Raw genomic sequence first — 21084 nt, forward strand, 5'->3', positions numbered from 1 at the left:
ACACTGCGCTGCCCCCCGAGGGGGCTAAGTCTCCTTGGGGCGGCCCTGCGGAGACTTGATGAAACACGGCCTTTCATTACGGGTCTCGCAGCACCTGGCGCTCACGCCCCAACTGCAGCAGTCCATTCGCCTGTTGCAACTCTCGACCCTGGAGTTGAGCCAGGAAGTGGAGCAGATGCTCGACGAAAACCCGTTTCTGGAAATGAGCCAGGACGATGCGGTGCGTGAGGAATTCGGCCTGGCCCAGGCAGACACGCCAGTCAGTGAAGGCGAGCGCGAAGTGGAGTTTGCTCCTGTTTCTATAGCTGACTACGCTGATTCGACGAGGGCTGATGGCCCAAAAGATGAAGAGATTACGCCCCTGACCGCATCCGAGGATCCCAACTGGGACGGCGATGGCACCACTGAGCTGGTGCCTGACGACGGCGAATGGGGCACCGACGCCAAGGCCAAAACCAACAATCTGGACGCCGGTGAAGAAACCGACGCCACGGAACTCGCGCGTAGCCAGGAATCCCTGCAATCGCACCTGCACCGCCAGGCTTTGCGTTTGCGACTGAGCGAGACCGATGCCAGTGCCTTGCGCTTCCTGATCGAGTCGCTCAACGACGATGGCTACCTGGAAGACCCGCTGGATGACTTGGCCCGTGGCCTGGCCGGTGAGGATGCTGAACAGGTGGAAGACCTGGTGCACCACTTCACCGTGGCATTGGGTCTGCTGCATAACCTGGAGCCGGCCGGTGTCGGCGCGCGGAACCTGGGCGAATGCCTGCGTCTGCAACTGCGCGCCCAACTTGATGATGCGCTAGACACGCCCACGCCTGAACGTGCCGCGCTGTTGGCGCTGGCATTGCGCGTCTGCGCGCAACCCATGGACTTGCTGGCCCGCCGAGACGTAAAAACCCTGGTGCAGCGCTGCGGCGGCACGGATGCTCAAACCCGCGAGGCCATCGCCCTGATTGCCCGGTTGGAGCCCAAGCCCGGACGGCGTTTCGTGGATGTGGAGCGCAACATTGTGGTGCCCGATGTTCTGGTGGTTGCCGCCACCAAGGTGCGCCCCGGTGCCAGCCCGCAGTTTCGCGTCATACTCAATCCCGACGTGATGCCCAAGTTGCGCGTGCACGACATCTATGCCAATGTGCTGCGCAACCACCGTGGCGGCAAAGACGCCGCCAGCTACGCCGGCTTGCAACAGCGCCTGCAAGAGGCGCGCTGGTTTATCAAAAACATCCAGCAACGATTCGATACCATTTTGCGGGTCAGCACCGCTATCGTGGAGCGGCAGAAAAGCTTTTTTACCCATGGCGAGCTGGCCATGCGCCCCCTGGTGTTACGCGAAATTGCCGATGAATTGGGCCTGCACGAATCCACCATCAGCCGCGTTACTACCGCCAAATACATGGCCACGCCGTTTGGCACGTTTGAGCTGAAGTATTTTTTTGGCTCCGGCCTGGGCACTGAATCTGGCGGTAATGCCTCCAGCACGGCGGTGCGTGCACTCATCAAACAGTTCATCAGCGCCGAGAGCAACAAGAAGCCCTTCTCCGACAACCAGATTTCCGAGATGCTCAAGGAGCAGGGAATCGACTGCGCCCGCCGCACCGTGGCCAAATACCGCGAGGGGCTCAAAATCGCCCCTGCATCGCTGAGGAAAGCGTTGTAGCGGCCATGCCCTCAGTCCCCTCGGCGGATACGGGCCCACCAGGAGTTGTGTTAACCGCCTACGACAAGAGCGGAAGTATTGACACTTTTCACACCCTTCACTTTTTCCGCAATCATCTTCACCAGGTCAATAGCATCCTGAGTGGGCAACTTGCCGTTCAGACTTACGACGCAGTGTTTGGTTTAGACGCCGACCTTGACCGCTGAATCTACTTTACTTGTTGCGGTATTGGACGCAGCCCCAGAGTGGTCTGCAGTTGCTGCTGCTGCCAGCTTTACAGCGTCGACGGCAGTGGCGACATTACCCGCAGCTCGAACCGGTCCTTGAAAGTGATTGTCCAGAACATGGGTTCATGCGCCGTATCGGAAACAATGGATGCAACGTTGGACGGGTAGACATGCACCACGCTCCCGCCGTCGGGAGGAACGACAGCATGGTAATGCCGGCGTACGGCAACAGAGCCCGGCAACATCTCCAATACTTTCGCCAACGAATCGACGACCCGTATGCTCTCCTGCGTCTGACCGAAAACCTGTACCGAGGTCTGTCCGACCTGTTGTTCCGGGACGGCCTCCACAAACAGCACGGCTGTGGGGTTGATGTGCACCGCCTCGGACGTGGGCGGATTGGTCGCGCGGCAAAGTTGGATGGTGGACATCGTCAGTCCAGGAAACCTGCCGGAACGACTTCCCGGGCATGCTCCCGCTCCCAGTAGGTGGAACGGCCATAGTGACTGTAGAGTTCCTGCTCACGGCTGCGGTTGAGGTCCGCTGAGGATTCATAGTGCGGGCTGTTTCGAACAGTCGCCCGGGTCAAGTTGACGGTAACGCTGGAGTCAGCCCAATTCACGTTGGTAATCCACTCTGGTGGAATCAAGACTTTGTTGCCCATCCACCAGTTGCTGGTGTTAATCACCAAATAACGAATGGCCCAGGTCACTTCGTCTACCAGCATGCCTTGTACATGGCCAATGTCGCCGTCGCTGGCATGGACATGGTAGCCCGCAACCGCCGCGCAACTGCGCAGATGCGGGTCGTCTTCACGTTGGCTGCGCTCGCGCTCGGCCTGGACGTGAAGCTCGGCCGCCTCGGAGCGAATCGGCACTGTCGGCAAATACAGCCCATCCCCCCAGTACCCTCCTGTGCCCCAGTAGTAAGGATAGGCGTAGTAGTCGGCATACTCCATCTCGTGCTGTCGCGACACCGGCTTCTTGGTATCGATGTCCGGGCTATTCTTTAACTGGTCCCGGGTCAGGCTTAAAGACAGGCGCTTGCTAGCCCAGTCGGCGTGTTGCACCGCATAAGGGGAAATCAACACATTGCGACTGGTCAGCCAGGCACCGGTTTTTATCACCATATAGCGGACCACCCAGGATTGGTCGTCGAAGTAGGCGTCCGTGAGTTCGCCCACATCTCCATCGGTCGCGGCGATGGTGTAGCTCTTGAGTTCTTGCATATTGCGCAGCATGGTGCTTCACTCCTGATCAGTGCCTAGGACAGCCTGCATCGTGCTGCCAGGCTACCGCCTGGTCTGTGCGCTGCCTAACTGAGTGCAGATTTATTGGCGCTGGATGAAGGGTACGACACCAGTGTGGTTGTCATTGAACCAATGCAACTTTTCAGGATCTGCAAATTGCGGCTTGTCAGAAAGCGAGTGGTCAATCGTCGAAACTCCTGGCGGCTACTATTGCTTGAGCCGGGTGGACACAGCAGGCACGCGCACAGGGCTGCGCTGCAGACCACGCAATGAAGAATGGTCCGACAATACGGAACCGCAGACCAAAGCACTCATGAATCAATTGCAAATTTTTCTCCCCTGCGCCGCTGGCGTGGAAGACCTGCTGGCGCACGAGGTGCATAACCTCACCGGCCTGCAGGGCCAAGACCTGCTGACCCGCCGGGGCGGCGTCATGGCGCGCACCACCTGGCGCGACGTCATGCGCCTGAATCTGCACAGCCGTCTCGCGCAGCGCGTGCTGGTGCAGCTCTCGTACACCGACTACCGCAATGAGCAAGACCTGTACCGTGCGGCCTCTGAGGTCGCCTGGGAGATCTGGTTCACACCCAAGCAAAGCATCAAGGTGGAGGTGACGGCCCAGCACAGCCCGCTCACTTCCTGAACTTTGCCGCGCTCAAGATCAAAGACGCGGTGTGCGACCGCTTTCGCGACAAGGCCCACGGCGTGCGCCCGGACGTCAACACCCAGTGGCCGGACGTGCGCATCTACGCCCACCTGACCACCGACTCCTGCTCGCTGTATATCGACACATCAGGCGAGCCGCTGTTCAAGCGCGGCTGGCGCGAAGACAAGGGCGACGCCCCGCTGAAAGAAACCCTGGCCGCCGCCATGATTGCCGCCAGCGGTTGGGCCGATGGCGATGACGACTTGCTCCCGCTGTACGACCCCTGTTGCGGCAGCGGCACCATTGCCATCGAGGCGGCGCAAATTGCCTGCAACATTGCGCCGGGCAGCCTGCGCCACTTTGCCTTTGAGAAGTATTTGCCGTTTCAGGCCCATGTCTGGCATGCCATTCAAGCCGAAGCTGCCGCCGCCGTGGTTAAGCCGCCGGCGGGCCACCAGGCCCTGATTTACGGCAGCGATGTGTCCCACCGCATGGTGGATTTTGCACAGCGCAATGCCGAGCGCGCCGGTGTGGCCGACGTAGTGGAGTTCCGTGGTGGTGATGCGCTGCAGCGCATGCCACCCACCGATAGTCCCGGCGTGATGTTGCTCAACCCGCCGTATGGTGAGCGTATTGCCGTGGCCGGCGTCAGTGGTGCGGGTGCGACCCGCTCAGGCGCGCCACGGCGGGCCGCGCAGGGCAGTGATGCTGCACCCGATTTCGAGGGTCAGTTTGGAGCGCGCGAGCAGGCCATCACCGAAGACGGCGGCGAATTTTTCAGCCAGCTGGCAACCCACTGGAAGAAAAATTTCACCGGCTGGACCGGCTGGATTCTCACGCCAGATCTCAAGCTGCCCAACAAGATGCGCCTGAAAGAGTCGCGCCGCGTGCCCATGTGGAACGGCCCCATTGAGTGCCGCATGTTCCGCTTTGATATGGTCAAAGGAACGGCCCGTGACCGCACATAAGGTTGTTGTGGACACCAACGTCGTTCTGGACGCGTTCGTGTTCAACGACCCCGCCGCCCAACCCTTGCTGGACGGTTTGCGCAGCGGCGGCTGGCAGTGGCTATCCACCCAACCCATGCGCGAGGAGCTGGAGCGGGTTCTGGCCTATCCGCAAATCGTCAAACGGCTGACCCACTACCAGTTGCAGGCCGCTGGCGTGCTGGCGCAGTTCGATGCCCTGGCCCAGTTGCAGGACGTGGCGCCCAAGGCCCCGGTTACCTGCAAAGACCCGGACGACCAAAAGTTTATCGACCTGGCAGTGGCCCATAGAAGCCACTTGCTGAGCAAGGATCAGGCCGTACTTTGTATGAGAAAACGGCTCCTAGCCCTCGCAGTTACTACGCAAAAAGCTATAAATTAAATAGCATTACCGATGATGATGACCACACCGAATCCCAACCCCAGTTCCACACCTGGCGTCACCGCAGACCAGTTCGACAACATCGACGCGATCCTGGATGACCTGCGTACCCGCTACGACGAAACGCCCCAATGGGAGTTTTGCGAAGGCTTTATGGCCGCGCTGATCTGCTGCCGTCGCCCTGTTCCCCAGAGTGAATACCTGGATGTGCTGTTGGCCATTGGCGACGACGCACTGCCTGCCGTGGTGGCGGCTGAGGGCACTCCGGACGACGCTGGGGGCTCATTTGCCGATGCTGCCCAGCGCGAACAATTCCTTCACATCTGGAACCAACGCTGGGCCGAGATCCAGACCGCGTTGGACACACCCACCGAGTCGCTGGAAGGCGAGGCGGCCTACCACCCGGAGGTGATGGACGTGCGCGGTGCCGTAGCCGCGTTGAGCGAGACCGAACGCGCCGAAATGGCCGATGACCCGCTACCGTCCTTCGGTCAGGTTTGGGCGCTGGGTTTCATGTTTGTGGTGGAAGCCTGGCCCGATGAATGGGTGCCGCCCAGCGACAAAAAAGCCGCCAAGTGGCATGACGTAGCCATGCAGGCCATCGTCGCCCTGACCGAAGACGACGAGGGCGAGCCGGAACTGTCCCCCTTTGACGACGACGGCCCGCCCTCCATGAGCGCCGACCGGCTCAATGCTTTTGCCGATGCGGTCTGGTCGGTTTATGACCTGCTCGAGATTTGGCGCGGCATTGGCCCACGCGTGGAAACTGTGCGCCGCGCCGACGTACCGGGGCGCAACGACCCCTGTTATTGCGGTAGTGGAAAAAAATACAAGAAGTGCCACGGAGCGTGAGTCGCGTCCTACAGACGTTCCCAAGCTGCCCGGCAAGATGCAGAGCAAACCCGCACACGCCGGTGGTGACCACGACGGACGACCTTTTAGACCGGCGCAGCAGGTTGCCCGTCGCTAAGCAGCAGCGTGGCGGCAAGTGCCCACATCATCAGTGCAATCACGCTGTCGAGTACACGCCAGGCGGTGGTGCGCGCAAACAGGGGCGCCAGCAGCCTTGCGCCAAAGCCCAGAGCGCTGAACCACAGCAGGCTGGCGGTACAAGCGCCGGCACCGAACACCCAACGCCCGTCCTCACCGTGCTGGTTGGCCACAGCGCCCAGCAGCACCACGGTGTCCAGGTACACATGGGGGTTCAAGAAGGTAAACCCAAAGCAGGCGGTCAGCGCGGTGCCTAATCCGGTAGGCCCGGCGGCGCCCAGCACCATGTGGTCACCCACCCAGGCGCGCCGTGCCGCCAGTATGCCGTAACCCGCTAAAAATACGGCTCCGCCGTATCGGGCCACCGCCATCAGCGTGGCGTTGTCGCGCAAGACAACGCCAGCCCCACCAATGCCAGCCAGGATCAGCAGCGCGTCGGATGCGGAACAAAACAGTACCAATGCAGCCACGTGCTCACGCCGTATGCCCTGGCGCAGCACATACGCGTTTTGTGAGCCGATGGCAATGATCAGTGCCAGGCTGGTGGCCAGCCCGGTCATAAAGTCGGCGTTCATGCCTGCAATAACGCGGCCAGCTGTTCCATTGCATGGGCTACGGTGGCGGTGCGCACGGCGCCGCGGTCACCCGTAAAGTGCTGCACTTCGCTGGTTACACCACTTGGCGTGGCCCAACCAAACCACACGGTGCCCACCGGCTTGGCCGTGCTGCCGCCACTGGGGCCGGCCACACCGGTTACGGCCACCGCGACTTGGGCGTGGCTGTGGGCCAGTGCCCCTTGCGCCATGGCGCGCACCACCGATTCGCTCACCGCCCCATCGCGTTCAATCAGGGCGGCATCAACGCCCAGCAGCTCGGTTTTGGATGCGTTGGAGTAGGTGACAAAGCCACGCTCGAACCAGTCGCTTGATCCCGCCAGGTCGGTGCAAGTGGCGGCGATCAGGCCACCGGTGCAACTCTCGGCGGTAGCCAGTTTCCAGCCGTTGTTCAATAACAAATTGGCCGCTAGCCCTCGCCAATGTTGCGCAATCCGCTCATTATTTTGTAGTGAATTAACAAGAGCGTTCATTCGAAAAATCTCCATGCAGCCACTACCAGCACGGTGCAGCCGGCGGCGACCAGGTCGTCCAGCATGATGCCAAAGCCGGCCTTGCGCCAAGCTGTGGGGTCGCTGGCCGGGTCCAGCGCGTGGTACAGGCTATCGGCCCAGCCCACCGGGCCGGGTTTGACTGCATCGAAAAACCGGAACAGCCCAAACGCCAGCACTTGGCCCACTAGTCCGGTGGGCATGACCAGCCATAAGACCAGCCAGAAGGCGACGACTTCGTCCCAGACCACGCTACCGGGATCGAGCACGCCCATGTTCCGCGCGGTGATGCTGCAGGCCCACCAGCCTACCGGCAACGACACGGCAATCAGCACCGCCCAGCGGGCATCGGTCATCCAGGGGGAGAGGGCAATGAAGGCAATCCAGGCCCACAGCGTGCCGGCTGTCCCGGGCGCAATGCGCGACAGACCCGAGCCAAAGCCCAGCGCCAACCAGTGCGCCGGGTTCGACAGCATGAAGCGCACGGTAGGCCGCGCCATGGGTGCACTCTGGCCGGGGTCTTCGGGATAAATGGAGACGGGTCCGAGGGTGGGGTCGGATCGGGATTCGTTCATTGAGTGTGCCGCTGCCGGTTGCAGGTGCCGTGGCTGATGGCCAGGTTTTCCAGGTGACTATTGCCCCCTTGGCTCAAGGGGAGTATGTGCTCCAGCGTGGCATCGGCATGCGCTACCGGCTGGCCGCACACCCAGCAGGGCACCACGCCGTGCAGTTGGCGGGCCACGGTTTTGTAGATTTTGTCGCGGGTCAGTCCCAGTTGGCTCATGGTGCGCTCAGGGGTTGAAGTGGTCAAAAGACGCAAAGGTGTTAAGAACGGTTGCACCCTGCGCATCTACCAGGCGCAGGCCCGGTTCGGCGTCGATCTTGCCAATGCGCGTTAAGGGTGTGGCGCTGGCAATACTGGCACCCTGCACGGCGGCGCGCTGGGCTGGCGAGGCGGTGAATACCAACTCGTAATCGTCTCCGCCGCCCAGCACGCAGCGCAAGGCGGTTTCTTGCAATAGTTGTTGGTCAAATAGGGATCTAGCCCTCGTCAAATCTACATAAGAAGCTAGCAATTCAATAGCAATGTGGGTGTCAACCGTGGCGCCCACAGCCGAGCGTTCCAGAATGTGGCCCAGGTCGCCCAGCAGTCCGTCGCTGATGTCGGCCGCCGCGCTGGCAATTCCGCGCAGGGCCATGCCCAGCGCCACACGTGGTGTGGGGCATTCAAGCCGCTGGCGGGCGCTGGCCAGCACCGCATCCGGCAGGGCGAGGCGGCCTTGCAGTGCCTCCAGCGCCAGGCGGGCATCACCCAGGGTGCCGCTCACGTACAGGTCGTCTCCCGCTTGGGCGCCCCCACGGAGCAGGGCTTGCGTGGCGGGCTGCCCGGCGCGCGCAGTCGTGCCCGCTGGCACTTCGCCAAACACGGTGATGCAAATGTTGAGCGACCCGCGCGTGGTGTCGCCGCCCACCAGTTCGCAACCGTGGGCATCTGCCAGTGCCAACAGGCCTTGTGAAAACGCGTGCAGCCAGTTGGTGTTGGTGTCGGGCAGGGCCAAGGCCAGGGTAAAGGCCAGAGGGCGTGCGCCACAGGCGGCCAGGTCGCTCAAATTGACGGCCAGTGCCTTGTGGCCCAGGGTGCGCGGGTCCACGTCGGGGAAGAAATGGCGACCTGCCACCAGCATGTCGGTGGAGATGGCCATCTGCATGCCGGGGCCCAGGCGCAACAGCGCGCAGTCGTCACCCACGCCCAGCACCGCGTTGGGTGTGGGGCGGGTGAAGTAGCGCCGGATCAGGTCAAACTCGCCCATCGGCTGGGTCTTGGTGGGTGGGCCATACAAATTGGCGGGGTGAGTGGCTCAGGCGCTGCCACAGCGCCCTGCGGATGCGCACGCGCCCCAGGGGCGAGACGGCGTGGGCGCGCAAGGCTACGCGAAATGCCAGGTAGAAGCTCACCACCAGGTTCAGCAGCCCAATGAAGGGAACGCTGGCCAGCGCCCACCACAGTGCCGGGCTGCGTACCACCTCCCAGCCCAGGCTGGCGCAGGCGGCACCCAGCTGTCCGCTGGACAGCGTGACGTGCCGCACCTCCAGGCCCAGGCCCAGAAAGGCGAAGATGGACGGCAGCAGCCCCATCATGAAGCCCAGCGAAATATTGGAGGAAAAACCGGAGATGTTTTTGCGCAGAAACTGCGCCCAACGGGCCGCGCGCTCGACGCCCAGCTGCTGTGTGATGCGCGGGTTGTAGCGCAGCGCCGAGTCCAACCGGTGCAGCACAAACCAGTTCTCCACCCAACCCGGCAACGATGCTGGAAGAAAACAACAGCACCCCGGTGAACGCCGCAAACAGCAGGGAGGGGCCGACCAGGTCGAGCGATTCAAAGACGTGCTCGGCCGTTTTTGCGTCGATCATGGGCTGCCCGGTCAACAGGCTCAGCACCAGGGACAGCAGCAGCGCCGCCGGGAAAACCACCGCCACGTTGCCCAGCACGGCCGCTACCTGGGAGCGCACCAGGTGCGTGACTTCGTCAACAAAGGCTTCGACGGCAGCAACATCCGAAGTGTCACGCAGTTTGGCGGCCATGGCTGGCGCTGTCGTGGCGGGCTGCTTGGTGGCCAGGGTGTAGTGCAGCAACTGGATCAGTACAAAGCTTGCGGCGTACACCACGCCCGCCCAAAAACCAAACCAGAACGCTGACATTCCCAGCGCCAGGACGGCAAATTTGAGGAAGGTGGTGATGGCGGTTACGGCTCCACCGCCGGCTGCGCTGCGCAGCATGGCGTGGTATTCGTCACGGGTGCGGGTGATGTAGTGTTCGCCGGTTTCGGCGCTGCGCTCGGTCACTTTGGCCGCCAGCAGCGAGGTGCTATTGGCCAGCAGCGCGCGCAGGCTGCGCTGGTACTGGCCCACGCTGGCCAGTTGCGACAGCAATTGGGCGCTGTGAATGTGGGTGGGTTCGCCCAGCAAGCAGTCCAGCAGGACCCGAACACGCAGTACACGCTCGCGCAACTGGCGCAGGCGAAATACCAAGTCTACCGAAATGCCATGCGCATCCAAGTGCGTGTAGGCGCTGGCCGCCGCAGCGCGGCAGGCCTCCAGTTGTTGGCACAGGCGCTTGTTGGCATCCTCCACCTGCTCGTGCGAACCACTGCCGTTTTGTTGGGCCAACCAGGCGTCACGCAGGGCGTCCACGCTGGCGCCCAGCGCGTGGAACGGACTGTCTGAATGGGTCGGCACGCTCATGCGAATGCGAATCTCTGGGGAAAAACCGGCGGAGCGGATCTGGCTGGTGCAGAAATTAATGGCTTCCAGCAGTGTGTTTTGCCAGTGTGTGAGCGTGGGGCAGACACGTGCGTTGGGCCCGGTGGCGGGGGTGCTGAGCAGCACACTCAGGCGCTGCAGCGTGGGCTCGGGCAGGGCAGCCAGCCAGGGCGCGTCCAGCGAGGCTGGCATGACCAGGGCAAACAGCTCTGAGGCGTCGTTGGTTTGCGGGGTTGTGGGTAGCAGCTTGTAGTGCAGGCGCTCCACCAGCTCGCTGATAAAGGCATTGCGGGTGGCAAAACCGTAATCCGAGAGCAGCGTGGTGCCGTCCACCGTGTCGAGCAAGGTGCGCCACCACACTTGCAGGCGGATTTGCACATGAAGATTGGCGTCCACGGCGTCCAGCAGTGCGTCGACACGGGCTACTGCAGCTTCGGCGGAATTTTCGGAGCCACGAATCCAGTTGAACAGCGCGATCAGCCACAGGTGGCGGTGCACCAGGTCGGCGTCGGGGTTCACTGCATCGAGCAGTGCGCCCAGTTCGGGCGTGGTGTCTTGCATCAATGCAGCGTGCGTGATCCGCCGGTGCCAGCGTCGCCGCTCAGCGCGTCCAGCACAAACATGGGTACGTCTGCATCGAATTTTTCTCCGTCTTCGGCCACACAAAAAAAGCTGCCGTGCATGGTGCCGGTGGGCGTGGCCAGGCGTGTGCCGCTGGTGTATTCAAACGCCTGCCCCGGTTTGAGCAGGGGTTGCTGGCCCACCACGCCCAGGCCTTTGACTTTTTCGGTGCGGCCGTTGGCGTCGTTGACATTCCAGGTGCGCGAGATCACCTGGGCCGGAATGTCACCCGTGTTGGTGATGGTGATGGTGTACGCAAACACGTACAGACCTTCGTCCACAGCCGAATGCTCGGGCAGAAATTGCGGAATGACTTCGACGGTAATTTGGTATTTGGACATGGGAGACAATGCTATCTGAAAACCCAGGTGGCATAGCGCGCCATTAAACTCGGGGCATGACCTACCGCATCGCCCCCTCCATACTCGCCGCCGACTTTGCCCGTCTGGGTGAAGAAGTCAAAAACGTCATCGCCGCTGGCTCCGATTGGATCCATTTCGACGTGATGGACAACCATTACGTGCCCAACCTCACCTTTGGCCCCATGGTGTGCCAGGCCTTGAAGCCCCACGCCAAGACGCCCGCCGGCGTGGCCGTACCGATTGATGTGCACCTGATGATTTCGCCAGTGGATGCGTTGGCGGAGCAGTTTGCCGATGCCGGAGCCGACACCATCAGCTTCCACCCCGACGCTGCGGGCCATGTGCACCGCTCCATTCAGGTCATCAAGTCCAAGGGTGTGAAGGCTGGCCTGGTGTTCAACCCGGCCGAGCCGCTGGACGTGCTGGACTGGGTGATTGACGACATTGACCTGGTGCTGATTATGAGCGTGAACCCCGGCTTTGGCGGGCAGAGTTTCATCGATTCGGCGCTGCGCAAAATTGAAGATGTGCGCCGGCGCATCACCGCCAGCGGCAAAGACATTCGCCTGGAGGTGGACGGCGGCATCAAGGTGGACAACATTCGCCGCGCAGCCGACGCTGGCGCCGACACCTTTGTGGCGGGCAGCGCGATTTTTGGTAAACCCGACTACAAGAGTGTGATCGACGCCATGCGCGCCCAACTGGCTGCATAGCGTGTGCGCCCCAGAGGGCAGGTTATTTGATGCCCAGCATGGCATCCTTGAGTGCGTGGTCGGCTGGAACCGGGCCAAACCAAATTGACATGATGGCCTTGAAGAAGGCGGGCTCCGTGAAAGGCTCGCCCTGGACCTTGCCCTTGGCAGTGATCACCAGTCCGGTGCCGGGAATCCAGTCTAGGGTGATGATGTCTCCCGGCACCAGCACTTTGTTGACGGTGAAGATGTCGCCCATGCGGATCAGGCCAGGGACCAGTTTGGACATTTCGGCCTTGGGGGTGTTGTCTTCCACACCGCGGGTCAGCAGCTTACCGAAGGCTCCGGCTTCAATTTCCCGCAAAAAGGTCATGGTCAGTCGCTTGGGGCCGGGGGCGGCGATCAGTTCTTCCAGTGACGTCACCTTTTTGGTGGTGTGGAGACTGCCCACATACACCTTGAAAATAGCCTTGTAGCGCGTGCCGGCGCCATTGAGCTGCAGTGCTGTGCCACCGACATTGACGCTGTCTTCCACCTTGACGCCATGGATGACCGTGGTGGCTGCAGTGGCCCCCAAACTGAACAGCAATGCAAAAGCAAGGAGCAGGACGCGGTGAATCAGGCGCATGGTGTGGGTTCCTCAAAAGTGAACGATCGTTCGTATCAGTGATGGCGCAATTGTCCGCCCTCGCGTGTGCGAGGGCATTGGGGTTTTTGCGGATAGGTACTTTTACTAGGACATGTCACCCATCAGGTTTTCCTTGAGTTTCCAGTAGGCAGGGTTGGGGCCAAGCCAGATGCCCATCAGGGCCTTGAAGAACTCGGGTTCCTTGAAGATTTCAGGCTGTACCTTGCCTTTGACAGTGATGACCAGTCCGGTGCCGGGTTGCCAATCCATGATGATGGATTCGCCGGGAGCGAAACTTTTGTGGATGGAAAAGAGCTCGCTCATCTTCAGCAGGCCAGGAACCAGCTTGGACATTTCGGCCTTGGGGTTGTTGTCCTCCATGCCGCGCGTGAGAAGTTTGCCGAAGGGACCGGCTTCAATGTCGCGCGTCATCACCAACGTCATACGTTTGGGGCCGGGGGCTGCCATCAGTTCCTCCCAATTCTTGACCTTTTTGGTGGTGTACAGCTCTGCCACATACACCTTGAACGGCCCCTTGTAACGAATACCTGCGCCGTTGAGCTGTAGTTTGGTGCCGACCACGGTGGCGCTGTCCTCCACCTTGACGCCAGCAATGTCAATAGTGGCAGCGAACGCCGTTGCCCCAAGAAGCAGCGCAAGGGCGCCAGTGGCCAAATGTTTGTGGATATGCATGGTGTGTTTCGCCTTAAAAAGTGAACTATCGTTCGTTTTTTTATCTGAGTCCATTCTGCGCTGTTAATCTCCAGTGCCCGTATAGGGTTTTCACGAAGTCTGAAGGGGCGCGTTGGCGTCGTCACGCGGATGAAGGACGTCGGTTTGCTACACTGCGCCCATGTTCATTCACCGCATCGTCATCACGGGTTGTAGCGACCGGGGGGCTTGGCCCTGGCGTACGCGGACCATCATGCCTGAACCCGTCGTTGCGGTTGTCGCCTGATTTTTCGGCTCCATCATTGCTGCGCACACAGGGTTCTGCGCGAACAAGCGGCACGGGAACCCACCCCGACACCTTGCGCGCAACCAGTCTTTCCCCAAAGAAAACAACTGCAGGCGTTGGTGGCACTTGGTGCTACCTTGCAATGAGAGGACTCACCCGTGATCTCTGAACCCGAATTTCAGGCCCTGGCCGCGCAAGGCTACAACCGCATTCCGCTGATGGCACAGGCCTTTGCCGATCTGGAAACACCGCTCTCCCTGTACCTGAAACTAGCCTGGGCCCCTGGCGACATTGTCACTACCCATCTCGAAGCTGGCAAATACAGCTTCTTGCTCGAATCCGTCGTCGGTGGTGAGCGCTTTGGGCGCTACAGTTTCATTGGCCTGCCGGCCCGCACCCTGGTGCGCGCCAGTGGCTTCGGGCCCGATGCCCGAACCGAAGTGGTGACCGATGGCGTGGTGGTGGAGAGCGCCAGTGGCAACCCGCTGGACTTCATCGCCGATTACCAGAAGCGCTTCAAGGTCGCGCTGCGGCCGGGCTTACCGCGTTTTTGCGGCGGTTTGGCGGGTTATTTTGGCTACGACGCCGTGCGCTACATCGAGAAAAAGCTGGAAGCCACCTGCCCACCCGATGAGCTGGGTTGCCCCGATATCCTGCTGCTGCAGTGCGAAGAGCTGGCTGTTATTGACAACCTGTCGGGCAAGCTCTACCTCATCGTCTATGCCGACCCCGGGCAGCCAGAGGCCTATTCCCGTGGCAAACGCCGCCTGCGTGAGCTCAAAGACCGCTTGGCCCAGGCGGTCAGCATTCCGGCCGTCAAGCCCACGCAAAGCCACCCCGCCCAGCGCGACTTTGCCAAGGCCGATTACATCGCCGCTGTGGAGCGCGCCAAAGAGCTGATTGCCGGCGGCGATTTCATGCAGGTGCAGGTGGGCCAACGCATCAAGAAGCGCTATACCGAGTCACCGCTGTCGTTGTACCGCGCGCTGCGCTCGCTCAATCCCAGCCCCTATATGTACTACTACCACTTTGGAGATTTCCATGTGGTGGGTGCCTCGCCGGAGATTCTGGTGCGCCAGGAGCAGGTCAACACGGCGGGCGTGACCGAACAAAAGATTACCATTCGCCCATTGGCCGGCACCCGTCCGCGTGGCGCGACCCCCGAGGCCGACAAAGCCGCCGAAGCGGAGCTGATCAACGACCCCAAGGAGCGCGCCGAGCACGTCATGCTGATCGACCTGGCCCGCAACGACATCGGTCGCATTGCCAAGATCGGCAGCGTCAAGGTGTCCGATGCTTTCTGCGTGGAGCGCTACAGCCACGTCATGCACATCGTCAGCAATGTGGAGGGGACGCTCAAGGACGGCATGACCAGCATGGACGTGCTCAAGGCCACCTTCCCGGCCGGCACGCTCACCGGTGCGCCCAAGGTGCACGCCATGGAGCTGATCGACCAGCTGGAGCCCACCAAGCGCGGCCTCTACGGCGGCGCCTGCGGCTACCTGAGCTACGCCGGCGACATGGACGTGGCCATTGCCATTCGCACCGGCATCATCAAAAACGAGACCCTGTACGTGCAGGCAGCGGCCGGGGTGGTGGCTGACAGCGTGCCGGAACTGGAATGGAAAGAAACCGAAGCCAAGGCCCGCGCCCTGTTGCGCGCCGCCGAGCTGGTGGAAGAAGGGCTGGAGTAACACCATGAGCGAAAAAATAAAACTCTTGATGATCGACAACTACGACAGCTTCACCTACAACATCGTCCAGTACTTTGGTGAGTTGGGTGCGGATGTGGAGGTGTTTCGCAACGACGAAATCACGGTGGAAGGCATTGCCCAGCGCAATCCTGACCGCCTGGTGGTCTCACCCGGCCCTTGCTCCCCGGCTGAGGCGGGCATTTCGGTTGCGGCCATTCAGCACTTCATGGGCAAGCTGCCCATACTGGGCGTGTGCCTGGGGCACCAAAGCATTGGCGCGGCGCTGGGGGGCACCATCATCCGGGCGCAGCAACTCATGCACGGCAAAACCAGCGTCATCACCACCACGCAAGAAGGCGTGTTTACAGGCCTGCCCAATCAGTTCACGGTGAACCGCTACCACTCGCTGGCCATTGAGCGCGCCACCTGCCCCAAAGCGCTGGCAATCACCGCCTGGACGGACGACGGCGAGATCATGGGCGTGCGCCACACGGGTCTGGCCCAAGCCGTGCGCATGGAGGGGGTGCAGTTTCACCCCGAGTCCATCCTGACCGAGCACGGGCACGCAATGCTGAAAAACTTTTTGCAATGAAGTTACTATAAAAATAGTAGCTACTCACGTAACGTATCCGAGGGCTGGAGGCCAATATGACTGATAAGAATTTGCCAGTGGTTGATCTGCGCAGCGACACCGTCACCCAACCCACGCCGGCCATGCGCGCGGCCATGATGGCGGCCCCGCTGGGTGACGACGTGTTTGGCGATGACCCCACTGTGAACGCGCTGCAAGACAAGCTCGCTGCGCTGCTGGGCTTTGAGGCTGCGCTGTTCATGCCCACTGGCACGCAGAGCAACCTGTGCGCCATCTTGGCGCACTGTGGGCGTGGCGATGAGTACATCGTGGGGCAGTTGGCCCACACCTACCGCTTTGAAGGCGGTGGTGCTGCCGTGCTGGGCAGCGTGCAACCCCAGCCGCTGGCGCAAGATGCCGCAGGCCAAATGGCGCTGGCCGATGTGGCTGGCGCCATCAAACCCGACGACTGCCACTTTGCCCGCACCCGCCTTTTGTGCCTGGAAAACACCTGGAACGGTCACCCAATGCCCTGGGACTATTTGCAGTCCATGGCGACGCTGGCGCGTAGCAAGGGGCTGGCGCTGCATCTGGACGGTGCGCGCTTGTTCAATGCCGCCGTGGCATGCCAAGGCCCAAGTCGGTGAGTCGGGGGCAGCGAGCCCACGGCGGGGGGGGGGGGGGGGCGGATTCAAGGCGCATAACCAGTCTGTTTGACAGTGTCTCGGTCTGTTTCAGCAAGGGGCTGGGCGCGCCGGTTGGCTCAGTGCTGTGTGGCAGCCGCGAGCTGATTGCCCGCGCCCACCGCATCCGAAAAATGGCCGGCGGCGGCATGCGCCAAGTGGGTCTGCTGGCGGCAGCCGCCAGCTACGCGCTGGACCACCATGTGGAGCGTCTGGCGGATGACCATGCCATGGCCCAGCGCCTGGCGCAGGGGCTGCAGGGCATCAACGGCTTGACGGTGCGCTCGGCCCAGACCAATATCGTGTTTGTGGACGTGGCAGGTGACTGCAGCCCGGCCTTGCTGGCCTTTTTGAAGGCGCGGGGCGTACTGGCCACCGGCTTGATTGGCCTGCGCTTTGTGACCCACCTGGATGTGGATGCGGCGGGTATTGACCGCGCCATCCAGGGCGTGCGGGCGTTCTTCGCCCAGCAGGGTGGGGCTGGGGCCAGTGCCGCCGCTGCCGGGCCCTACTAAGCTACTAAGCACCGCCACCAAGCCGCGCCGCCATGACGACCGACTCCCTGCTTTTGTTCATTGCTGCCGGTCTGCTGCTTAACCTGACGCCGGGGCCGGACGTGTTGTACATCGTCAGCCACGCCTTGCGCAGTGGCGCGCGTGCTGGCATGGTGGCCGCGTTGGGCATTACCACTGGCTGCTTTGTGCACATCATTGCCGCTGCGGTGGGTGTGAGCGCATTGATGGCAGCGTCGGCCACGGCGTTTACCGTGCTCAAGTGGGCAGGCGCCGCTTATCTGGTTTATGTGGGCATTCGATTGCTGTTCTTCAAAATCGAGAATGCTATTATTTTGGAAGCTACCCATGTAGACTTGACGAGGGCTAGAGGCCATATTGACTACAAGGTAGTTTTCTTGCGTGGCTTCTGGACCAATGCACTCAACCCCAAGGTGGCGCTGTTCTTTTTGGCCTTTGTGCCCCAGTTCATCGCACCCGCCGTAGAGCACAAGCCGCTGGCCTTTTTGCTGCTGGGCCTGCTGTTCAACTTCAACGGTCTGTGGGTCAATCTGGGCTGGGCCGTGGCCGCTGCCTGGTTGGCAGGTCGTGCTGATGTGGTGCAAAAGAGCATGCACTGGCTGGACCGTGTCGCGGGTGCCCTGTTCATCGGTTTTGGAATCAAACTGGCGCTTACGCAGGCGCCCCACGCTTAACGCAAAAGGAATTCAGCATGCCAACCCCCATCGGACACATCACGCCGCAGGAAGCCCTGCAGCGCACCATTGAGCACCGCGAAATCTTCCACGACGAGATGCTGCACCTGATGCGCCAGATCATGTCGGGCGAGATGTCGCCGGTCATGATGGCCGCCATCACCACCGGCTTGCGCGTCAAGAAGGAAACCATTGGCGAAATCACCGCTGCCGCGCAGGTGATGCGCGAGTTTTCCACGAAAGTCGAAGTGGCCGACCGCACCCACCTGGTGGACATTGTGGGCACTGGGGGTGATGGCTCGCACACCTTCAACATTTCCACCTGTTCCATGTTTGTGGCGGCGGCGGCGGGTGCCAAAGTCAGCAAGCACGGGGGCAGAAGCGTCAGCAGCAAGAGCGGCAGCGCCGACGTGCTGGAGAGCCTGGGCTTGAACATTAACCTATCGCCCAAGGCCATTGCCCAGTGCATTGCCGAAGTGGGCCTGGGCTTCATGTTCGCGCCCAACCACCATCCGGCCATGAAGAGCGTGGCGCCGGTGCGCCGCGAGATGGGCATCAAAACCATCTTCAACCTGCTGGGGCCACTGACCAACCCGGCCAACGCACCCAACATCCTGATGGGCGTGTTCCATGCCGATCTGGTGGGTATCCAGGTGCGGGTGATGCAGCGCCTGGGTGCCGAGCACGCGGTGGTGGTGTATGGCCGCGACGGCATGGACGAGGTGAGCCTGGGTGCAGCCACTTTGGTGGGCGAGCTCAAGGATGGCGTCATCACCGAATACGAAATCCACCCCGAAGATTTTGGAATGGTCATGGCCAGCAACCGCACTCTCAAGGTGGAAACGCCGGAAGACTCACGTGCCATGCTGCTGGGCGTGCTGGACAACCAGGCCGGTGCGCCCAAGGACATTGTGGTGCTCAATGCCGGCGTGGCGCTGTATGCGGCCAACGTCACCAAGACCATGGCCGAAGGCATAGCACTGGCCCGTGCCACCATCGAATCCGGCGCGGCCAAAGCCAAGTTGCAGGCCTTGATTGCGATGTCCAAAGCCCTGGCTGACAAGGAGACAACATGAGCGACATTCTGGACAAGATCGTTGCCGTCAAACACCAGGAGGTGGCTGCGGCCAAACAGCGCATATCGCTAGAGGTCATGCGCGCTGACGCACAAAGCCGGGTGCTGACCCGTGATTTTGTCGGTGCCCTGCGTGCCAAAATTGCCGCTGGCAAACCGGCCGTGATTGCCGAGATCAAGAAGGCCAGCCCCAGCAAAGGCGTGCTGCGCGAAGACTTCATTCCCGCCGACATCGCCCAAAGCTATGCGGAGTGCGGTGCGGCCTGCCTGTCGGTGCTGACCGATGTGCAATTCTTCCAGGGCCAGGTGGACTACCTCAAGCAGGCGCGGGCCAGTTGCCAGCTACCGGTGCTGCGTAAAGACTTCATGGTGGACCCGTACCAAATTTACGAGTCGCGTGCCATGGGAGCAGATTGCGTCCTCTTGATTGCCGCCTGTCTGGATGACGCCCAGATGAAAGACCTGGAAGCCATTGCCCGCAGCCTGGACATGGCGGTGCTGGTGGAGGTGCACGATGGCGCCGAGTTGGAGCGGGCGCTCAAACTCAAAACGCCGCTGATTGGCATCAACAACCGCAACCTCAAGACCTTTGAAGTCTCGCTGGATACCACCTTGGCGCTCAAGGCCAAGGTGCCCGCAGACCGCCTTCTGGTGACGGAGAGCGGTATTCTGACGCGCGACGATGTGCTGCGCATGGGTTCCGCAGGCGTCAATGCCTTCCTGGTGGGTGAAGCCTTTATGCGCGCACCCGAACCGGGCGAGGCGTTGGCCGCCTTGTTTGGCTGAACCCGAATTCGTTATGCCCCTGTTTGCGAAGTCGCAAGGTCTCGACGCCATGGATGCGGATGCTTTGGGGCCCTTCGCAAGTGGGGAGTTGGCCACGGCCAACCCAGCTGACTGGCCGGTTGCACCCGGCTGGCAGGGTTTGGTGGATGATTTTTTTCAATCGGGCACCGGCCAAAGTCTGCTGGTATTTTTGCAGCAGCGTTTACAGGCCGGCGCCACCGTCTTCCCACCGCAGCCACTGCGCGCCTTGCTACTCACGCCGCCCGAATCGGTGCGCGTCGTCATCTTGGGACAAGACCCTTACCACGGGCGCGGTCAGGCTGAAGGCTTGGCGTTTTCCGTGGCGCCTGGTGTGCGATTGCCGCCGTCCCTGCGCAATATCTTTAAAGAGTTGCGGCGTGACCTGGGTACGCTGCTCCCGTCCTTCCCGCAGCCTGGCGGCAGCCTGGTGCAGTGGGCGCAAGACGGTGTGCTGCTGCTCAACACCTGCCTGACCGTGGAGGAGGGCCTGCCCGCCAGCCACGCTGGCAAGGGCTGGGAGGCGTTGACCGACGCCGTGATTCGCCGCGTCTCGCAGGATGCGGCACCGACGGTGTTCATGCTGTGGGGTGCCCACGCACAGAGTAAACGGGCCCTGATCGACGCCACGCGGCATCTGGTGCTCGTTGCCAACCACCCATCACCCTTGTCGGCTCTGCGCCCGCCGCTGCCCTTTATCGGGTGTGGCCATTTCTCACAGGCACAAGCCTGGCGGGAGGGGCATGCAGCGAACAGCTGAAATGGACTGCAGTGATGCAGTCAAATAAGAAATATTGGAATAATCTTGGGCGCCGGATATGACAGTGCCAAGAGTTCATGGCATAATCCGGGGTTCACCTTAGGAGAGGTGGCCGAGTGGTTAATGGCAGCAGACTGTAAATCTGCCCTCTTACGAGTACGCTGGTTCGAATCCAGCCCTCTCCACCAGTGATAACGGATTGGTAAATGGCTGCCGCGTTGTTTTTGATGATTTAAAAACATTGCAGTAGTTGCTTGCAAGGCGAGCCTATGCGGGGTTCGTATAGTGGTAATACCTTAGCCTTCCAAGCTAAAGCGAGGAGTTCGATTCTCCTACCCCGCTCCACAGTCTGTTGTCGCAGGATGTTTGTGAAAGTTTTTGCCCTTTTGGCTCAGTGGTAGAGCACTCCCTTGGTAAGGGAGAGGTCGCGGGTCCGATTCCCGCAAAGGGCACCAGTTTTGTGTTGCTGGTGCGTTTAGCACGGTGACAGTTGTTGATTTGACCTCATTACTTTTCGGA

At 61.4% G+C, this 21084-nt stretch carries 23 protein-coding genes, 3 tRNA genes and 2 pseudogenes; 16 read left to right on the plus strand and 12 right to left on the minus strand.

The window, feature by feature from the left end; all coding sequences use genetic code 11:
- The first annotated feature begins 58 nt into the window (after positions 1–58).
- Positions 59–1663, plus strand: a complete 1605-nt coding sequence (rpoN, locus tag IPI80_RS18300) for an RNA polymerase factor sigma-54 (protein ID WP_413862543.1) — start codon at positions 59–61, stop codon at positions 1661–1663.
- A gap of 50 nt (positions 1664–1713) precedes the next feature.
- Here rpoN and IPI80_RS18305 read toward each other — a convergent pair whose 3' ends face one another.
- From IPI80_RS18305 to IPI80_RS18315, 3 genes are all read right to left on the minus strand, one after another.
- Positions 1714–1824 carry a hypothetical protein gene (locus IPI80_RS18305; RefSeq protein WP_413862629.1) on the minus strand — a complete coding sequence of 37 codons (111 nt, stop codon included), beginning with the start codon at positions 1822–1824 and terminating at the stop codon, positions 1714–1716.
- A gap of 113 nt (positions 1825–1937) precedes the next feature.
- Complete coding sequence (locus tag IPI80_RS18310; RefSeq protein ID WP_413862544.1) at positions 1938–2321, minus strand: hypothetical protein; 384 nt, start codon at positions 2319–2321, stop codon at positions 1938–1940.
- A 2-nt stretch (positions 2322–2323) separates the two neighbouring features.
- Complete coding sequence (locus IPI80_RS18315; RefSeq protein ID WP_413862545.1) at positions 2324–3130, minus strand: PRC-barrel domain containing protein; 807 nt, start codon at positions 3128–3130, stop codon at positions 2324–2326.
- 322 nt (positions 3131–3452) lie between these two features.
- Here IPI80_RS18315 and IPI80_RS18320 point away from each other — a divergent pair, with 322 nt between their 5' ends.
- From IPI80_RS18320 to IPI80_RS18335, 4 genes are read left to right on the plus strand one after another with little or no spacing between them, the layout of a single operon-like run.
- On the plus strand, positions 3453–3782 hold the full coding sequence (locus tag IPI80_RS18320; RefSeq protein WP_413862546.1) for a THUMP domain-containing protein: 330 nt from the start codon (positions 3453–3455) through the stop codon (positions 3780–3782).
- 29 nt (positions 3783–3811) lie between these two features.
- Positions 3812–4753, plus strand: coding sequence for a THUMP domain-containing class I SAM-dependent RNA methyltransferase (locus IPI80_RS18325; protein ID WP_413862547.1), 942 nt, complete (start codon positions 3812–3814; stop codon positions 4751–4753).
- On the plus strand, positions 4740–5153 hold the full coding sequence (locus tag IPI80_RS18330; protein ID WP_413862548.1) for a putative toxin-antitoxin system toxin component, PIN family: 414 nt from the start codon (positions 4740–4742) through the stop codon (positions 5151–5153). Before IPI80_RS18325 ends, IPI80_RS18330 begins: the two co-directional genes overlap by 14 nt.
- A gap of 18 nt (positions 5154–5171) precedes the next feature.
- On the plus strand, positions 5172–6005 hold the full coding sequence (locus tag IPI80_RS18335; RefSeq protein ID WP_413862549.1) for a UPF0149 family protein: 834 nt from the start codon (positions 5172–5174) through the stop codon (positions 6003–6005).
- 86 nt (positions 6006–6091) lie between these two features.
- On the opposite strand, the gene IPI80_RS18340 is transcribed toward IPI80_RS18335, so the two are convergent.
- The 7 genes and pseudogenes from IPI80_RS18340 to apaG form a co-directional block, all read right to left on the minus strand.
- Complete coding sequence (locus IPI80_RS18340; RefSeq protein ID WP_413862550.1) at positions 6092–6718, minus strand: LysE/ArgO family amino acid transporter; 627 nt, start codon at positions 6716–6718, stop codon at positions 6092–6094.
- Positions 6715–7230, minus strand: a complete 516-nt coding sequence (locus IPI80_RS18345) for a CinA family protein (RefSeq protein ID WP_413862551.1) — start codon at positions 7228–7230, stop codon at positions 6715–6717. The genes IPI80_RS18340 and IPI80_RS18345 overlap by 4 nt, the downstream gene beginning before the upstream one ends.
- Positions 7227–7823, minus strand: coding sequence for a phosphatidylglycerophosphatase A (locus tag IPI80_RS18350; RefSeq protein ID WP_413862552.1), 597 nt, complete (start codon positions 7821–7823; stop codon positions 7227–7229). Before IPI80_RS18350 ends, IPI80_RS18345 begins: the two co-directional genes overlap by 4 nt.
- Positions 7820–8032, minus strand: a complete 213-nt coding sequence (locus IPI80_RS18355) for an HNH endonuclease (protein WP_413862553.1) — start codon at positions 8030–8032, stop codon at positions 7820–7822. The genes IPI80_RS18350 and IPI80_RS18355 overlap by 4 nt, the downstream gene beginning before the upstream one ends.
- 7 nt (positions 8033–8039) lie before the next feature.
- On the minus strand, positions 8040–9059 hold the full coding sequence (thiL, locus tag IPI80_RS18360) for a thiamine-phosphate kinase (RefSeq protein ID WP_413862554.1): 1020 nt from the start codon (positions 9057–9059) through the stop codon (positions 8040–8042).
- Positions 9046–11071 (minus strand): annotated as a pseudogene (locus IPI80_RS18365) (site-specific recombinase). The gene thiL and the pseudogene IPI80_RS18365 overlap by 14 nt, the downstream one beginning before the upstream one ends.
- Positions 11071–11472, minus strand: a complete 402-nt coding sequence (gene apaG / locus IPI80_RS18370; protein WP_413862555.1) for a Co2+/Mg2+ efflux protein ApaG — start codon at positions 11470–11472, stop codon at positions 11071–11073. Before apaG ends, IPI80_RS18365 begins: the two are co-directional and overlap by 1 nt.
- 56 nt (positions 11473–11528) lie before the next feature.
- On the opposite strand from apaG, the gene rpe reads away from it, so the two are divergent.
- Positions 11529–12206, plus strand: a complete 678-nt coding sequence (gene rpe / locus IPI80_RS18375; protein WP_413862556.1) for a ribulose-phosphate 3-epimerase — start codon at positions 11529–11531, stop codon at positions 12204–12206.
- 22 nt (positions 12207–12228) lie between these two features.
- On the opposite strand, the gene IPI80_RS18380 is transcribed toward rpe, so the two are convergent.
- Entirely contained in the window at positions 12229–12813 is a 585-nt protein-coding gene (locus IPI80_RS18380) for a chalcone isomerase family protein (RefSeq protein WP_413862557.1), read from the minus strand.
- Between the two features lie 105 nt (positions 12814–12918).
- Positions 12919–13506 carry a chalcone isomerase family protein gene (locus tag IPI80_RS18385; protein WP_413862558.1) on the minus strand — a complete coding sequence of 196 codons (588 nt, stop codon included), beginning with the start codon at positions 13504–13506 and terminating at the stop codon, positions 12919–12921.
- A 423-nt stretch (positions 13507–13929) separates the two neighbouring features.
- Between IPI80_RS18385 and IPI80_RS18390 the strand changes: the two genes are divergently transcribed.
- The 10 genes and pseudogenes from IPI80_RS18390 (at position 13930) to IPI80_RS18435 (ending at position 21020) form a co-directional block, all read left to right on the plus strand.
- A complete protein-coding gene (locus IPI80_RS18390) occupies positions 13930–15465 on the plus strand; it encodes an anthranilate synthase component I family protein (RefSeq protein WP_413862559.1) in 1536 nt (511 codons plus the stop codon).
- A gap of 4 nt (positions 15466–15469) precedes the next feature.
- Positions 15470–16057: an aminodeoxychorismate/anthranilate synthase component II gene (locus IPI80_RS18395; protein ID WP_413862560.1), complete on the plus strand. Its 588-nt coding sequence runs from the start codon at positions 15470–15472 to the stop codon at positions 16055–16057.
- Positions 16058–16113: 56 nt separating this feature from the next.
- Positions 16114–17234 (plus strand): annotated as a pseudogene (gene ltaE, locus IPI80_RS18400) (low-specificity L-threonine aldolase).
- Between the two features lie 32 nt (positions 17235–17266).
- Complete coding sequence (locus IPI80_RS18405; protein WP_413862561.1) at positions 17267–17926, plus strand: LysE family translocator; 660 nt, start codon at positions 17267–17269, stop codon at positions 17924–17926.
- A 17-nt stretch (positions 17927–17943) separates the two neighbouring features.
- Positions 17944–19002, plus strand: a complete 1059-nt coding sequence (trpD, locus tag IPI80_RS18410; RefSeq protein WP_413862562.1) for an anthranilate phosphoribosyltransferase — start codon at positions 17944–17946, stop codon at positions 19000–19002.
- Positions 18999–19787: an indole-3-glycerol phosphate synthase TrpC gene (gene trpC, locus IPI80_RS18415; protein WP_413862563.1), complete on the plus strand. Its 789-nt coding sequence runs from the start codon at positions 18999–19001 to the stop codon at positions 19785–19787. Before trpD ends, trpC begins: the two co-directional genes overlap by 4 nt.
- A 49-nt stretch (positions 19788–19836) precedes the next feature.
- Positions 19837–20565: a uracil-DNA glycosylase gene (locus tag IPI80_RS18420; protein ID WP_413862630.1), complete on the plus strand. Its 729-nt coding sequence runs from the start codon at positions 19837–19839 to the stop codon at positions 20563–20565.
- A gap of 102 nt (positions 20566–20667) precedes the next feature.
- Positions 20668–20753, plus strand: a tRNA-Tyr gene (locus IPI80_RS18425).
- Positions 20754–20836: 83 nt separating this feature from the next.
- Positions 20837–20910 (plus strand) — tRNA-Gly (locus tag IPI80_RS18430).
- A 35-nt stretch (positions 20911–20945) separates the two neighbouring features.
- Positions 20946–21020: transfer RNA gene (locus tag IPI80_RS18435), tRNA-Thr, on the plus strand.
- Positions 21021–21084 lie beyond the last annotated feature (64 nt).

Origin of the sequence: Candidatus Aalborgicola defluviihabitans (assembly GCF_016705985.1) — a bacterium.
In the GTDB taxonomy this organism is placed as follows: Bacteria; Pseudomonadota; Gammaproteobacteria; order Burkholderiales; family Burkholderiaceae_C; genus Allorhodoferax; species Allorhodoferax defluviihabitans.

Excerpts from the sequence above, each read along its gene's own strand:
- IPI80_RS18385 (WP_413862558.1), bottom strand. The coding sequence starts at position 13,506 with ATGCATATCCACAAACATTTGGCCACTGGCGCCCTTGCGCTGCTTCTT.
- IPI80_RS18405 (WP_413862561.1), top strand. The coding sequence starts at position 17,267 with ATGACGACCGACTCCCTGCTTTTGTTCATTGCTGCCGGTCTGCTGCTT.
- IPI80_RS18380 (WP_413862557.1), bottom strand. The coding sequence starts at position 12,813 with ATGCGCCTGATTCACCGCGTCCTGCTCCTTGCTTTTGCATTGCTGTTC.
- rpoN (WP_413862543.1), top strand. The coding sequence starts at position 59 with ATGAAACACGGCCTTTCATTACGGGTCTCGCAGCACCTGGCGCTCACG.
- IPI80_RS18315 (WP_413862545.1), bottom strand. The coding sequence starts at position 3,130 with ATGCTGCGCAATATGCAAGAACTCAAGAGCTACACCATCGCCGCGACC.
- thiL (WP_413862554.1), bottom strand. The coding sequence starts at position 9,059 with ATGGGCGAGTTTGACCTGATCCGGCGCTACTTCACCCGCCCCACACCC.
- IPI80_RS18310 (WP_413862544.1), bottom strand. The coding sequence starts at position 2,321 with ATGTCCACCATCCAACTTTGCCGCGCGACCAATCCGCCCACGTCCGAG.
- apaG (WP_413862555.1), bottom strand. The coding sequence starts at position 11,472 with ATGTCCAAATACCAAATTACCGTCGAAGTCATTCCGCAATTTCTGCCC.
- IPI80_RS18335 (WP_413862549.1), top strand. The coding sequence starts at position 5,172 with ATGACCACACCGAATCCCAACCCCAGTTCCACACCTGGCGTCACCGCA.
- trpC (WP_413862563.1), top strand. The coding sequence starts at position 18,999 with ATGAGCGACATTCTGGACAAGATCGTTGCCGTCAAACACCAGGAGGTG.
- IPI80_RS18340 (WP_413862550.1), bottom strand. The coding sequence starts at position 6,718 with ATGAACGCCGACTTTATGACCGGGCTGGCCACCAGCCTGGCACTGATC.
- IPI80_RS18345 (WP_413862551.1), bottom strand. The coding sequence starts at position 7,230 with ATGAACGCTCTTGTTAATTCACTACAAAATAATGAGCGGATTGCGCAA.
- IPI80_RS18355 (WP_413862553.1), bottom strand. The coding sequence starts at position 8,032 with ATGAGCCAACTGGGACTGACCCGCGACAAAATCTACAAAACCGTGGCC.
- IPI80_RS18420 (WP_413862630.1), top strand. The coding sequence starts at position 19,837 with ATGGATGCGGATGCTTTGGGGCCCTTCGCAAGTGGGGAGTTGGCCACG.
- IPI80_RS18350 (WP_413862552.1), bottom strand. The coding sequence starts at position 7,823 with ATGAACGAATCCCGATCCGACCCCACCCTCGGACCCGTCTCCATTTAT.
- IPI80_RS18395 (WP_413862560.1), top strand. The coding sequence starts at position 15,470 with ATGAGCGAAAAAATAAAACTCTTGATGATCGACAACTACGACAGCTTC.
- rpe (WP_413862556.1), top strand. The coding sequence starts at position 11,529 with ATGACCTACCGCATCGCCCCCTCCATACTCGCCGCCGACTTTGCCCGT.
- trpD (WP_413862562.1), top strand. The coding sequence starts at position 17,944 with ATGCCAACCCCCATCGGACACATCACGCCGCAGGAAGCCCTGCAGCGC.
- IPI80_RS18320 (WP_413862546.1), top strand. The coding sequence starts at position 3,453 with ATGAATCAATTGCAAATTTTTCTCCCCTGCGCCGCTGGCGTGGAAGAC.